This is a genomic window from Cohnella sp. CFH 77786 (assembly GCF_019400745.1).
Lineage (GTDB): Bacteria > Bacillota > Bacilli > Paenibacillales > Paenibacillaceae > Cohnella.
Window position 1 is genome coordinate 18215 of record NZ_WJIB01000008.1, and the last position, 13158, is coordinate 31372.

The 13158-nt window shown below is 58.3% G+C and carries 11 protein-coding genes; 6 read left to right on the forward strand and 5 right to left on the reverse strand.

Annotated elements, in window-relative coordinates; all coding sequences use genetic code 11:
* Nucleotides 1–96: 96 nt before the first annotated feature.
* The 3 genes from GE107_RS12585 (at nt 97) to GE107_RS12595 (ending at nt 3000) form a co-directional block, all read left to right on the forward strand.
* Nucleotides 97–432 (forward strand): ArsR/SmtB family transcription factor, encoded by a 336-nt coding sequence (locus tag GE107_RS12585; RefSeq protein ID WP_219640330.1) that lies wholly within the window; start codon nt 97–99, stop codon nt 430–432.
* On the forward strand, nt 419–1507 hold the full coding sequence (locus GE107_RS12590; protein WP_219640331.1) for a cation diffusion facilitator family transporter: 1089 nt from the start codon (nt 419–421) through the stop codon (nt 1505–1507). The genes GE107_RS12585 and GE107_RS12590 overlap by 14 nt, the downstream gene beginning before the upstream one ends.
* Nucleotides 1508–1593: 86 nt before the next feature.
* Nucleotides 1594–3000 (forward strand): SpoVR family protein, encoded by a 1407-nt coding sequence (locus GE107_RS12595; protein WP_219640332.1) that lies wholly within the window; start codon nt 1594–1596, stop codon nt 2998–3000.
* 9 nt (nt 3001–3009) lie between these two features.
* Here GE107_RS12595 and GE107_RS12600 read toward each other — a convergent pair whose 3' ends face one another.
* A complete protein-coding gene (locus tag GE107_RS12600) occupies nt 3010–5076 on the reverse strand; it encodes a putative bifunctional diguanylate cyclase/phosphodiesterase (protein ID WP_219640333.1) in 2067 nt (688 codons plus the stop codon).
* Nucleotides 5077–5226: 150 nt separating this feature from the next.
* Here GE107_RS12600 and GE107_RS12605 point away from each other — a divergent pair, with 150 nt between their 5' ends.
* Nucleotides 5227–6111 carry an SDR family oxidoreductase gene (locus GE107_RS12605; RefSeq protein ID WP_219640334.1) on the forward strand — a complete coding sequence of 295 codons (885 nt, stop codon included), beginning with the start codon at nt 5227–5229 and terminating at the stop codon, nt 6109–6111.
* Nucleotides 6112–6973: 862 nt separating this feature from the next.
* Here GE107_RS12605 and GE107_RS12610 read toward each other — a convergent pair.
* From GE107_RS12610 to GE107_RS12625, 4 genes are all read right to left on the reverse strand, one after another.
* Complete coding sequence (locus GE107_RS12610) at nt 6974–8335, reverse strand: MATE family efflux transporter (protein WP_370636400.1); 1362 nt, start codon at nt 8333–8335, stop codon at nt 6974–6976.
* 70 nt (nt 8336–8405) lie between these two features.
* The gene (locus GE107_RS12615) at nt 8406–9179 is read right to left on the reverse strand and encodes a class I SAM-dependent methyltransferase (RefSeq protein WP_219640335.1); all 774 of its coding nucleotides are present in this window, start codon (nt 9177–9179) and stop codon (nt 8406–8408) included.
* Nucleotides 9180–9317: 138 nt separating this feature from the next.
* Nucleotides 9318–9704, reverse strand: a complete 387-nt coding sequence (locus GE107_RS12620) for a LytTR family transcriptional regulator DNA-binding domain-containing protein (protein ID WP_219640336.1) — start codon at nt 9702–9704, stop codon at nt 9318–9320.
* A gap of 231 nt (nt 9705–9935) precedes the next feature.
* Entirely contained in the window at nt 9936–11831 is a 1896-nt protein-coding gene (locus tag GE107_RS12625; RefSeq protein ID WP_219640337.1) for a PrkA family serine protein kinase, read from the reverse strand.
* Between the two features lie 158 nt (nt 11832–11989).
* On the opposite strand from GE107_RS12625, the gene GE107_RS12630 reads away from it, so the two are divergent.
* Together GE107_RS12630 and GE107_RS12635 are read left to right on the forward strand one after the other, a co-directional pair.
* Nucleotides 11990–12835: a DUF2161 family putative PD-(D/E)XK-type phosphodiesterase gene (locus tag GE107_RS12630; protein WP_219640338.1), complete on the forward strand. Its 846-nt coding sequence runs from the start codon at nt 11990–11992 to the stop codon at nt 12833–12835.
* Nucleotides 12832–13155 carry a Rieske (2Fe-2S) protein gene (locus GE107_RS12635; protein WP_219640339.1) on the forward strand — a complete coding sequence of 108 codons (324 nt, stop codon included), beginning with the start codon at nt 12832–12834 and terminating at the stop codon, nt 13153–13155. The genes GE107_RS12630 and GE107_RS12635 overlap by 4 nt, the downstream gene beginning before the upstream one ends.
* Nucleotides 13156–13158: the final 3 nt, after the last annotated feature.

Consider the following 13158-nt stretch of genomic DNA (forward strand, 5'->3'; position numbering starts at 1 on the left):
CTCTTGACATTTTTCTCTCCAAGCACCATAATCCGAATATGAGCATATGCTCATATTGGTGAATAGTTTAACCTTCCTCAAAAAAGGAGCCTGCCCATGAAACCGTCCGATCATACGTTCCTTGATCCGGAAACGATAGAAACGGTATCCCAAACGTTCAAGGCGCTGGCCGATCCGACACGGATCAAGCTCCTCTACTTGCTCTCCCAGGAAGAATGCTCCGTGGGACATATCGCGGAGGTGCTGGAGCTGTCGCAGTCGGCCGTCTCCCATCAGCTCGGATTTCTGCGGAACATCCGGTTGGTCAAACACCGCCGCGAGGGGAACATGCTGTACTACAGCTGCGATGATGGACATGTCATTTCGCTGCTTTACCAGGCGATCCGCCATACCGAACATTGCGAAGGAGCGAGCGACCATGCGCAGCAATGACCGCCACGGCCATGATCCCGGTGGACACGGACTCCATACTGGTCACCCCCATGGGCAAGGACACGATCACGGACAATCCCACGGACAATCCCATGAACATTCCCACGGACACCACCACGGCCATGACCACCACGGCCATCACCACCACGGACATCACCACGGACACGGGCACGCGTTTCATCACGGCCATGCCCACGATTTCTCCCGGGATGGAAACCGGAAAGGGCTGACGATCGCCCTGCTGATTACGTCCGGCATCCTGCTACTCGAATTCATCGGCGGCCTTCTGACGAACAGCCTCGCGCTGCTCTCCGATTCCGGGCATATGCTGAGCGATGCCGGCGCCTTGCTGCTCAGCCTGGCCGCGATCCGGCTCTCGGCCCGCCCGGCCTCTCCCCGCAAAACCTACGGCTTCCACCGCTTCGAGATTCTGGCCGCGCTCTTCAACGGCGTCGCGCTTTTCTTGATTGCCGGATTCGTCATTTGGGAAGCCGTGCGCCGTTTTGCCCAGCCCCCGGAAGTAGCGGGCGGCGCCATGACGGCGATCGCGGCCATAGGCTTGCTCGCGAACCTGGCAAGCGCCTGGGCGCTCATGCGCAAAGGCGACGTGAAGAACAACGTCAACCTGCGGAGCGCGTACCTGCACGTCATCGGCGACGCCCTCGGGTCCCTCGGCGCCATTGCAGCCGGGATCCTGATGTCCGCGTTCGGCTGGTACGCCGCTGATCCGATCGTGTCCATCCTCGTTTCCGTTCTCATTTTGAAAAGCGCCTGGGGCATCATCCGGCACACCGTGCACGTTCTGATGGAAGGGACGCCTGCCTCGGTCGACCGCGGCCTCGTCCAAGAGGCGCTGCTGGCCATCGACGGGGTGACGGACGTTCACGACCTCCACATTTGGACCATCACGTCCGGATTCGATTCCATGAGCTGCCACGTCCGGACCGACGGCCGCAGAGACAGCCAGGAGGTGCTGCAGCAAGCGCTCCGGATTCTCGAAGACCGGTTCCATCTCGCGCACGTGACCGTCCAGGTGGAATCCCCGGAGATCGGCCATGGCGAGATGTGCCGATGAATCGCCCGACTCGGTGTCAAGGCGCCTTCGTTCCCACATATAAATAGAGTGGTGAAACTCTGTTTGGGACAGGGGGCTTGGCCGATATGGCGCTTAACGGGGAATGGCGGGACTTGGAGGAAGCGATCGGAGTCATCACGGAAATCGCGCAAACGTTCGGTCTCGATTTTTATCCGATGCGGTATGAGATTTGCCCGTCGGACATCATCTATACTTTCGGAGCCTACGGTATGCCGACGCGTTTCTCGCACTGGAGCTTCGGAAAAACCTTCAATCGCATGAAAATGCAGTACGACCTCGGCCTGAGCAAAATTTACGAGCTCGTCATCAATTCCAATCCGTGCTATGCCTTCCTGCTGGAAGGAAATTCGCTCGTGCAGAACAAGCTGATCGTGGCGCACGTGCTGGCCCACTGCGACTTCTTCAAGAACAACGCCCGGTTCTCGCGGACCAACCGCAACATGGTGGAAAGCATGTCGGCCGCGGCGGAGCGGATTCGGCAGTATGAAATGGACTTCGGCGCCGATCAGGTGGAGAAGTTCCTCGACGCCGTCATGGCGATCCAGGAGCACGTCGATCCCGTGCTGCACAAGCCGTACGGGCAGGATAAAAACCGGTATCTGGAATGGCGCCGCAAGGAGGAGAAAGAGCGGAGCGCCCGCGTGCCTCCGCCTTCCCCGTATGACGATCTGTGGGTGCTCGACGACACGGAGAACGACAAATCGAAGGAATCCGCGAAGCCGGAAACGGCCGATTCCCGCCGGATCCCTCCTCACCCGGAGAAGGACATCGTCTGGTTCGTCCAGGAATTTTCCCCGGTTCTGGAGGATTGGCAGCGAGACATCATGAGCATGCTGCGCGACGAGATGCTCTACTTCTGGCCGCAGATCGAAACGAAAATCATGAACGAAGGCTGGGCGACGTTCTGGCATCAGCGAATCATGCGGGAGCTGCCTCTCACGAGCGAGGAGACGATCGAATACGCCAAGCTGAATTCCTCGGTCGTACAACCGTCCCGCCATTCGCTCAATCCTTATTATTTGGGGCTCAAGATGTTCGAGGACATCGAGAAACGGTTCGGCAGGGAACGGATCTTCGAGGTTCGGGAAATGGATTCGGACCCTTCTTTCATCCGCAACTACATGACCAAAGAGCTCGCGGACGATCTCGACCTGTACGTTTTCGAGAAGAAAGGCCCGGACTGGCAAATTACCGACAAAACCTGGGAAAACGTGCGCGACCAGCTCGTGTTTTCGCGCGTGAACGGCGGCTTCCCGTACTTGGAGGTCACGGACGGAGACTGGCAGCGCACCGGGGAACTGTTTATCGCCCATCGTTACGAGGGCGTCGAACTGGACCTGAAATACATGGAACGCACGCTCCCCTATCTGGTCCAGCTGTGGGGCAAGCCGGTCCACCTGGAAACGGTCCTGGACGGCAAAACGGTCGTTTTCACCTGCGACGGAGTAAAGACTTCCCGGAAGAACGGTTGATCCGACATATCAGGGCAATTTTGAGCCGCAGAAATAGAGCGTCTCCGCCTGTTCGATCGACAAGGGCCTGCTGAAGTAATATCCTTGCATACGCCCGCATCCGAAGCTGCGGAGAAACCGGATCTGCTCCTCCGTTTCCACGCCTTCCGCCACGACACCGATCCGAAGGCTGTCCGCCATGGCGATGACCGCCTTGATGATCGCCTCCTGATTGGTGTCTTTTTCGATGTCCCGGACGAACGACTGGTCGATTTTCAGCGCGTGGATTTGGAATTTTTTCAGGTAGCTTAAGGAAGAGTAGCCGGTTCCGAAATCGTCGATCGACAGCTTCACTCCAAGCTCCCGGAGCTGTCCGATTTTCGAAATGATATCGGCTACGCTCTGCATGGCGGTGCTTTCCGTGATTTCCAGCGTCAAGCTTCCCGGAGCGAGCCGGGTCTGCAGCAGCGCTTTCTCTACGACCGGAATGAAATTCTCCATCAGCTGAAGGGCGGAAATGTTCACGCTCACGCCAAGATGGGGAAACCCTTTGCTTTGCCAAATCTTCGTCTGGAGGCACGCGGTTCTGAGCACCCACTCGCCGATGGGGACGATCAGCCCGGTCTCCTCCGCGATCGGAATCAATTCGGCCGGCGAAACGAAGCCCAGCGTAGGGTGAACCCACCGGAGCAGCGCTTCGAATCCGTGCAACCCGCAGGTCGCGGCATCCACGATCGGTTGGTAGTGCAGCAGCAGTTCGTCATTCTTCAGGGCGTGGTGCAAGGACTGCTCCAGGAACATTTTGCGGGCCAACGTCTCATCGAGCTTGGGACTGAACGATTGGAAGTTGTTTTTTCCTTTCTCCTTGGCCAAATACATCGCTTGATCGGCCTGCTTGAGCAAGGTTGCCGTGTCCGTGCCGGCATCCGGATACACGCTGACGCCGATGCTGGTCGTTACCATCAATTCCAGATGGAACAGCTTCACGGGTCTTTGGAACGTATCCAGAATTCGGCGGACCCTCCGGTAGATGTGCTCCTGGTTTCTCATTCCGTTCAGCACGATGGCGAACTCGTCCCCGCCCTGGCGGGAAACGACGTCGTCCGGGTGCAGGACGTCCTTGAGCCGCCTCGCGATGACCTGAAGCAGCTGGTCGCCCACATCATGGCCCAGCGAGTCGTTAATGAGCTTAAACCGGTCCAAATCGAGATACAAAACGGCCGCCTTCTCTCCATTCGCCTTGGCCCGGGCGATCGCGGCCTCCAGCTTCTCCTTGAACAGCAGCCGGTTCGGCAGTCCCGTCAAAGAATCGTGGAACGCCATATGGTGCAGGCGCTCCTCGATTTTTTTGCGTTCGGTAATGTCGGTGACGACGCCTTCCAAGCGGATCAATTCGCCGGAAGCGTCCAGAACCGGCATGGCGTTATCCTCGATCCACCGGATCTCCCCGTTCGCATGAAAAATCCGGTATTCGTTATGCAGCGTCTTGCCTGCCCTTAGATCGATCTGCGACGCTTCTACGCGGCCAAGATCGTCCGGGTGGATGACGCTTTTCCAAAAATCCGGTTGGACATACTGCTCCACGGTCACTCCGTAAATTTGCTCGCAGGCGGAGGAGACATAGATGCATTTCTTTTCTTTCACGTCATACGACCATACCAGGATGTCCAGGTTGGCGAAAATGTTCTGCAGCTGGTTCCGAAACTCCGACAGCTCGCGATGGACCCGATTCGACTCGGTCATGTTCTTCGAAATGCCGATGACGCCGCAAGTATGGCCGCTCGCGACGATCGGAGCCGCGGTGACGAGCACTTCGATGGCATGCCCGTCTTTGTGAAGCAGGGTCAACTCCATTTGCTGCGGGGTACCCGTTAACGTTTTCCGGAAAGCCGCCATCACCCTATCCAAGTCTTTCTCAGGGATCAGCAGGGTAAACGGCTTGCCCGCCAGCTCTTCCTTCGCGTATCCGATCATTTCGGTCGCGGCCCGATTGGCTAACAGGAAACGGCCCTCCGGATCGATGGCGTAGCTCGCGTCCGGATTATAGTCGAACAGGGACCGGTAGGCCTCGTACCATTCATGGACATTTTTCGTCATGTTGCGAAACTCCCCGGGTGAAGTGTCGTTATCCTTCTATGTCTTTTCGACGCCGCGCCGCATTCCCCTTCTCGATCGGGCATTTTCGGATGCGTAAACGAGGAGGGATTGGTTTACCCTAATCCTGATTCACGGAAAGGAGTGGGAAACATGGCAAACGAACCCCGGCAAAGCGCCCCCCAGCGGCCGAGTTCTTTCCCGGAGCAGCACCAGGACCGGCAGCCCGGTCTGGAGAAAGACATGAACCCGGTGCCGGAATCGGAATCCCCCGTTTATCGCCCGGCGGGCAAACTGAAAGGCAAAGCGGCACTCATCAGCGGCGGGGACAGCGGCATCGGCCGAGCGGTCGCCATCGCCTACGCGAAGGAAGGCGCGGATGTGGCCATCCTCTATTTGAACGAAGAGGTGGATGCCCGGGAGACGATGAAGCAAGTCGAATCCGAAGGCCGGAGATGTCTTCTGCTGGAAGGCGACGTCGGGGACCCGCGGTTCTGCGCGAGCGCAGTCGACCAAACGGTCAAAACGTTCGGCAGATTGGACATCGTCGTCAACAATGCCGCGGAACAGCATCCGCAGGACAAGCTGGAGCAGATCACGCCCCAGCAGCTGGAACGCACGTTCCGCACGAACGTATTCGGCATGTTCTATTTGACCCAGGCGGCTCTGCCTCACTTATCCTCCGGGGCATGCATCATCAACACGACCTCGATTACGGCGTACAAAGGCTTCTCCACGCTGCTGGACTATTCCGCCAGCAAGGGAGCGATGGTCGCCTTCACCCGCTCCTTGTCCATGAATTTGGTCGGACAAGGAATACGCGTCAACTCGGTGGCGCCGGGTCCGATTTGGACGCCGCTGATTCCGTCCACCTTCGACGCGAAGGCGGTAGCGAAGTTCGGCTCGGACACGCCGATGAAACGCGCCGGCCAACCGGACGAGCTGGCACCGGCTTACGTGTACCTGGCCTGCGAAGATTCCTCCTACATGTCGGGCCAGACGCTTCACATTAACGGAGGCGAAATCGTAAACGGGTAACCGCGGCATGCTTAAGCCGGTTTTTTCCGGGCTGCAGCGGTGAAAAGTATCGTACCAGGCGCTGTGGCCGGGTTTTTCCGGGCTGCATCTGTGAAATGTACCGTGTGGGGCGCTGTAAGCGGGTTTTTCCGGGCTGCATCTGTGAAATGTACCGTGCGGGGCGCTGTAGCCGGGTTTTTCCGGGCTGCAGCGGTGAAATGTACCGTGCGGGGCGCTGTAGCCGGGTTTTTCCGGGCTGCAGCGGTGAAATGTACCGTGCGGGGCGCTGTAGCCGGGTTTTTCCGGGCTGCATCTGTGAAATGTACCGTGCGGGGCGCTGTAGCCGGGTTTTTCCGGGCTGCATCTGTGAAATGTACCGTGCGGGGCGCTGTAGCCGCGTTTTTCCGGGCTGCATCTGTGAAATGTACCGTGCGGGGCGCTGTAGCCGGGTTTTTCCGGGCTGCATCTGTAAAATGTACCGTGCGGGCGCTGTAGCCGGGTTTTTCCGGGCTGCATCTGTAAAATGTACCGTGCGGGGCGCTGTAGCCGGGTTTTTCCGGGCTGCATGAGGCGAATATGCTCTTCCCAAGTCCTCTAGTCGGTTTGATCGTCTTACCCCGCTGTCCGGAAGTCGGATTGCGGGTCTACCGTTGCCTAAAGCCGAAGGCTCTTTCTGCCGACGGAGATTTTGCCGCAAACAAGCGGTCTTCAACACTTACAAAGCCGGCATCACGGGGATGCCGGCTTCTTCAAAGATCGATGTAACATTTCAAAATTAGCTCTTCAACACGTTAATGTCCTGGTCGTGCTCGGCCGTCTTTTTAAGCAAATACGGGAGGGAATCCGCGCGCGTACTTCACTTGATGCCACTCGATGCCGGCCATCAATGAGAAGGAGTCGCTTCCTTGAGCCGTACCGCGGTGAAATCCGTACGGTAGTATCGGACCATCACGGCGGTGCCCAGCACGGTAAGGAAGGCGTACAAAGCCAGCCAGGCGCCAACGCTTCCGCCATCCAGCACGTTGACGAACAGGTAAGTGAGCGGGACGAACAACGCCCAACTGCAGAGGAGCGAAGCCTTCATCAGGAACGAAGTATCGCCGATTCCCCGCAGGCCGCCGGCATAGAAATTGTAGAAGCCGTCGAAGATTTGCAGGTAAGCCGAAATCGAAATGAGGTAAGCCGCCAGTTCGGCGACCGCCGCGTCGTCCGTGTAGATGCCTGCGATCGGCTCCGCCCAGATCATTTCGACCGTCCCCAGCAGAATGAGGAACAGCGTTCCGAGAATCGCCGTATGCGTGCCCGACCGCCTGGCTTCCCGCGGTTTCTTGCTGCCGATCCCTTGCCCCACCAGTATCGTGGCGGTCGAACCGAACGCGAACGCCGGCATGAAGCCGAACGACATGACGCTGAGCGAAACTTCGTTGGCGGCAAGCGGGACTTCCCCGAGCCGAATGACGAAGGCCGTGAAAATAAACATCGAGATGCTCATCGAAAATTCCATCAAGCCCAATTTCCCGCTTTCGCGGCCGATCAACCCCAGCTCCGCGACGTCCGGCTTCGGCAGCGTGCGCGTTCCGAACTTGCGGTGCATGGGCCCCCAGAAAACGGCCAAGCAGACGATAAGCCCGGCCGCCTCGCCGATCAGCATCGCGGCGCCGGCCCCACGCAGCCCCAGCTCCGGCAACCCCCAATGCCCATACGTCAGTCCGTAGGTTAAACCGATGATGATCATATTGGCGACGATGGAGATGATCATCGAGATGCGCGTATCCCCGACGCCCCGGAAAAAACCGTGGAACACGAAGCTGATCATGCCGATGGCCATTGCGTAAAACCGTAGCTCCAGGTACGCTTCACCCGCCGCGATCAGCGACGGGGATCCGCCCGTTCCTTTCAGGATCAACCCTGCTGCCAGCCATCCGGCCAACGTGATGAAGGCCCCTACGCCCAGGCTGACGGCCAAAGCCGTGTAAGTGCGCCGAATCCCTTTGGGCATCTCGCCGGAACCGTAGTTTTGAGCGACCAAGTAGTTGATCGAATGGCCGATCCCCGAAAAAACGGCAAACACGTTGTACATGATAATGTTGGAAACGCCGACGACTCCGATGATCAGGGCGCCCAAATCTCCGACCATGATCAGACATATCGTTCCCGTAATCGTTTGCGTGGCGAAAGCGAACAAGGAGGGCAAAGCCAGCACGATGATCTTCTTCCATTGGCGAAGCAGTTCCATCACGAACATCCGTCCTTCTCTCTACCGGATGTTCCCATTCTGACCCGGAGAAGGATCGATGTCAATCGAAGGTTCGCCTTCACTCCGCGCGCTTGACCGCCAATACGCGAAGCCTTCGGTAATCCAACAGCCAGTGTCCGTTTTCGTAATGCTTCGATCTCAACCTCTCCGCGGTTTCCGCGAACCATTCCTCTTTTTCCGTCTCCTTCGCGCCCGGAACGAGTGCCCAACCGAACATCTCCAGCCAATTCTTCATCCCATCCGCACCGTCCAACCGCGTCGGCCGGTCGATCAGCATGGCGAACCGAACTTCGAAGCCATGACGCTCCAGCAGCGCGGCATACTCTCCGACGCGGGGAAAATACCAGGGCATCACCCAAGCATCCAGTCTTCCCCTTCGGCGCAAAGTCTCCCAGAGCGCTTCAATCACGCTTTGCACGTTTCCCGCACCCCCGAATTCGGCCGCCAGCCTCCCTCCCGGTACGAGGCTGTCCGCGATCGTCCGGACCGCCGCCTCGGCATCCGTCATCCAATGAAGCGCCGCGTTGCTGAAGACGGCGTCATATCGGTCATCCGGTAGCCAATTCGTGCCGTCCGCGCAATGGAATTCAAGCCGCGGGTATTTGTTTCGCGCCCTTTCGATCATTTCCGGGGAAATATCCACACCCGCGACAGCGGCACCCGACTCCGCGATGACCGCCGCCAAATCTCCGGTTCCGCAGCCGAAATCCAGAATCCGTTCTCCCGCTTGCGGCTTCAACCACTCGAGCACGTCCTCCCCGTACTTCGACACGAAGCCCATCGTGCGGTCGTAGGTTTCCGCGGCCCAATGGGTACTCTGTTCGTTTGCCATATTGCCCGCCTCCCGCTTCTTGGTAAACCGTTTATACCATGCGGGAGCTTGATTGTGGAAATATATAAAATAGATAAAATATATAGATATTACCTATCGTAAAATAAAAAAGAGGCCCTGACCGGCCCCGGCATCCCTTTACCTTTTTCCAAACAGCGGTTTTCTCACGATCTTGTAAGCCGCCTCCTGCTCCTTGGCCAAATGCTGGACTTTGCTCACGTTGGCTTCCGATACGGTTGCGAATTTGCTGTCCTTCGACCAGGGGTACTCGAAATAAACTTTGCGCGTTTTCGGATCGAACGCAACGGCGTGATGGAGATTGACGAGATTCGTGCGGTCGAGCCTTTCGAACCCGGTCCCCTTGAGCAGGGTCTGCAGCTCTTCCAGCGTGGTAGGGTAGAAGTATGTAGCGTCCTTCGTGTCGAACTCGGGACCGCCCGCCGTTGGACGGATCGCGATCAAATCTTCCACGTTCACGGTACAGGGATTGCCGTCGCGGTCCAGCAACCGGATTTGCTCGGACATGCTTTCCTCTCCCCTCACGAATTCGCGTTTGCCTAACCATCCGGGCGTACGATTCCCATCATCCTGTTACTTCTCCAATTATACCAATTCAGGTCATCGATAGGAAAGTGTTATCGCAGGTTGACGGTTGGTAAATATTTCCGAAACGGAATCCCCGTACTCCGGCATCGCCGGAAATACGGGGACTCGTCACCGTTGCCTTGAGCATTCCCGTTATCGCTGCCGTGTTCCTCACCGGTTCAGCAAGCTGCCCACGTACCGCAGCAGCTCGTTCGCGCAAACCGGGCAGTAGCCGTGCTCGTCGATCAGCCGTTTGGTCACCTCGTTGATCCGTTTGAGCTGGTTCTCGTCCGGCGTCTTGGTCGAGGTCGTAATCTTCACGATGTCCTTCAAATCCGCGAACAGCTTCTTCTCGATCGCTTCGCGGAGCCGCTCGTGCGTGTTGTAGTCGAATTTGCGCCCTTTGCGGGAGAAGGCCGAAATCCGGATGAGGATTTCTTCGCGGAACGCTTTCTTCGCGTTCTCGGAGACGCCGATCTGCTCCTCGATCGACCGCATCAGCCTCTCGTCCGGATCCATTTCCTCCCCGGTCAGCGGGTCCTTGATTTTCGCCCAGTTGCAGTAAGCCTCGATATTGTCCAGATAATTCTCGAACAGGGTCCGCGCGGATTCCTCGAACGAATAGACGAACGCCTTCTGCACTTCCTTCTTGGCGAGGTTGTCGTACTCTTTGCGGGCCACCGAAATGAAATTGAGGTACTTCTCCCGTTCCTCCTTGGTGATCGAAGGGTGTTGATCGAGGCCGTCCTTCAGGGCACGTAGGACATCGAGCGCATTGATGCAGGGAAGGTCGTGCTTAATCAGCGCGCTGGAGATCCGGTTGATGACGTAGCGCGGGTCGATGCCGGACATCCCTTCCTCCGCGTACTCGTTCTGCATTTCCTTGAGATCCGCTTCCTTGTAGCCCTCCACCTCTTCCCCATCGTACATCCTCATTTTTTTCACGAGGTCCATGCCCTGTTTCTTCGATTCCTTGAGCCGCGTCAAAATGGAAAAGATGGCGGCGGCGCGGAGGGCGTGGGGGGCGATGTGCACGTGGCTCATGTCCGATTGGCCGATCAGCTTCGTGTATATTTTCTCTTCCTGCGTCACCTTCAGATTGTAGGGAATGGGCATCACGATCATGCGGGACTGCAGCGCCTCGTTCTTCTTGTTGGAAATGAATGACTTGTATTCGGATTCGTTCGTATGCGCTACGATGAGCTCATCGGCGCTGATCAGCGCGAACCGACCTGCCTTGAAATTGCCTTCCTGCGTCAGCGACAGCAGATTCCACAGAAATTTCTCGTCGCACTTGAGCATCTCCTGGAACTCCATCAGCCCGCGGTTCGCTTTGTTGAGTTCCCCGTCGAACCGGTACGCCCGGGGGTCGGATTCCGATCCGTATTCCGTGATCGTGGAAAAATCGATGCTGCCCGTAAGGTCGGCGATGTCCTGCGATTTCGGATCCGAGGGACTGAACGTGCCGATGCCGACGCGGTTCTCTTCCGAAATCAGCACCCGCTCCACCGGAACGCGTTCGATATCTCCGCCGTATTCCGTCCTCAGCCGCATTTGGCAGGAGGGACACAGGTTGCCTTCGATCCGGACGCCCAGCTCCCGTTCCACGTCCGAACGCAGCTCGCTCGGAATGAGATGCAGGGGCTCCTCGTGCATCGGACAGCCTTTGATTGCGTAGACTGCACCTTTATCCATCCGCGAGAATTGCTCCAGCCCTTTCTTCAGCAAGGTAACGATCGTCGATTTGCCTCCGCTCACGGGTCCCATGAGCAGAAGAATCCGTTTGCGGACGTCCAGCCGCCGGGCGGCGGAGTGGAAGTATTCCTCCACCAGCCTCTCCATGGTCCGATCCAAGCCGAAAATTTCCTTTTCGAAAAACTTGTATTGTTTGACGCCGCCAGATTCCTCTACTCCCTGCGACACGATCATCTCATAAACGCGGGCGTGAGCCGTCATCGCCGGCGTGGGATCGCGGCGAAGCAGATCGATGTAGTCCCGAAACGTTCCCGTCCAGCTCAGCTTCTCGCTCTCGGCCCGGTACTCCGCGATCCGCTTGAATATGTCCATCCCGCTTCCTCCTCGCTCTCTGTCTCTGCAAAAACGTATTACATACCTATGCGGGCGGGTAGACGAAGTTGCCCGTGACCTGCTCGTTCTCATGCTATAATGTCTTCAATACGCGATAGCGGAGAGAGTTTGACTCCGTCATTAGAGGAGGAACCGGCGTGGCCATTGCCCGCGAAACGGAGCTGTACCCTCCCGTCAAATCGTTTTTCGAGCGGCGGGGGTACGAGGTAAAGGCGGAAATCCGCGGCTGCGACCTCGTTGCCGTCCGCCCGGACGAACCGGATCCGACGATCGTCGAGATGAAGAAAATTTTCACGCTCCCCCTGCTCCTGCAAGGGGTCGACCGGCAGAAGACGGGCGCTTACGTGTGGCTCGCCGTCGAGCGCAACCGTACCAAACGGGGAGCCCACAACCAGCGATATCACGAGCTGACCGAGCTCTGCCGCCGCCTGCGGCTCGGGCTGCTGACGGTTTCCTTCTATAAAACCAAAGAACCCGTAATCGACGTCTGGTGCGAACCCGGGGGGACCGCCCCGGCATCCCGAGTCCCCGCTTCGGTCGCCGCGGAAGCGGCTCTCGCTTACGGAGTGGATCCGGCCCCGGCCAGAGGCCGATCCCGGAAGGCGGCCGCCCGCCTGCTGCAGGAATTCGGCGCCCGCAGCGGCGACTACAACGTCGGTGGCAGCACGGGCAGAAAGCTCGTGACCGCTTACCGGGAACGGGCGCTGCAATGCGCGCTCGCGCTGCGCTGCCACGGTCCGTCTTCTCCGAAGAAAATCCGCGAATGGACGGGGGTCGCCAGCGCCGGCAACCTGCTGCGCGACAACGTGTACGGCTGGTTCGCCCGGGTGGAGAAAGGCGTCTACCGTCTCCTGCCGGCCGGTGAAGCCGCTCTTCGGGAATATGCGGACGTGACGGCCGTATGGGCATCTCGGTTCCCTTGGGCCGCCGGATGGCAAACGTCGGACGATGCCGCCGGCGCCAGGGAGGCTGCTCTTCCATGACGGACGAACACGATCAAGAAACGGTCTGCCTGGGTTCTCCCGAGGATTACGGGACTTTCCCCGCGTCCGTGACGCTGAACGGAGCGCCTTATTGGCTTGTCCGAGAGGGTGAGACGGGATTTCGCCTGCTCTCCGCGCTCTGTCCGCACGCGGGCGGAGACGTCGCCTTGCATGGGGACGTGTTCTTCTGCCCGCTGCATTTCTGGACGTTCGGCCAACCGGACGGCGACTGCCGGAACGTTCCGGGCGAAAGGCTCATGCGGCGGGAAGTGGAACGGAGAGGGGACGGACGGCTGTATGCCGTAGGCAGGGACTACTGATAT

Coding starts and splice junctions, on each gene's coding strand:
- GE107_RS12635 (WP_219640339.1), top strand. CDS start 12,832: ATGACGGACGAACACGATCAAGAAACGGTCTGCCTGGGTTCTCCCGAG.
- GE107_RS12610 (WP_370636400.1), bottom strand. CDS start 8,335: ATGTTCGTGATGGAACTGCTTCGCCAATGGAAGAAGATCATCGTGCTG.
- GE107_RS12585 (WP_219640330.1), top strand. CDS start 97: ATGAAACCGTCCGATCATACGTTCCTTGATCCGGAAACGATAGAAACG.
- GE107_RS12590 (WP_219640331.1), top strand. CDS start 419: ATGCGCAGCAATGACCGCCACGGCCATGATCCCGGTGGACACGGACTC.
- GE107_RS12625 (WP_219640337.1), bottom strand. CDS start 11,831: ATGGACATATTCAAGCGGATCGCGGAGTACCGGGCCGAGAGCGAGAAG.
- GE107_RS12595 (WP_219640332.1), top strand. CDS start 1,594: ATGGCGCTTAACGGGGAATGGCGGGACTTGGAGGAAGCGATCGGAGTC.
- GE107_RS12600 (WP_219640333.1), bottom strand. CDS start 5,076: ATGACGAAAAATGTCCATGAATGGTACGAGGCCTACCGGTCCCTGTTC.
- GE107_RS12605 (WP_219640334.1), top strand. CDS start 5,227: ATGGCAAACGAACCCCGGCAAAGCGCCCCCCAGCGGCCGAGTTCTTTC.
- GE107_RS12615 (WP_219640335.1), bottom strand. CDS start 9,179: ATGGCAAACGAACAGAGTACCCATTGGGCCGCGGAAACCTACGACCGC.
- GE107_RS12620 (WP_219640336.1), bottom strand. CDS start 9,704: ATGTCCGAGCAAATCCGGTTGCTGGACCGCGACGGCAATCCCTGTACC.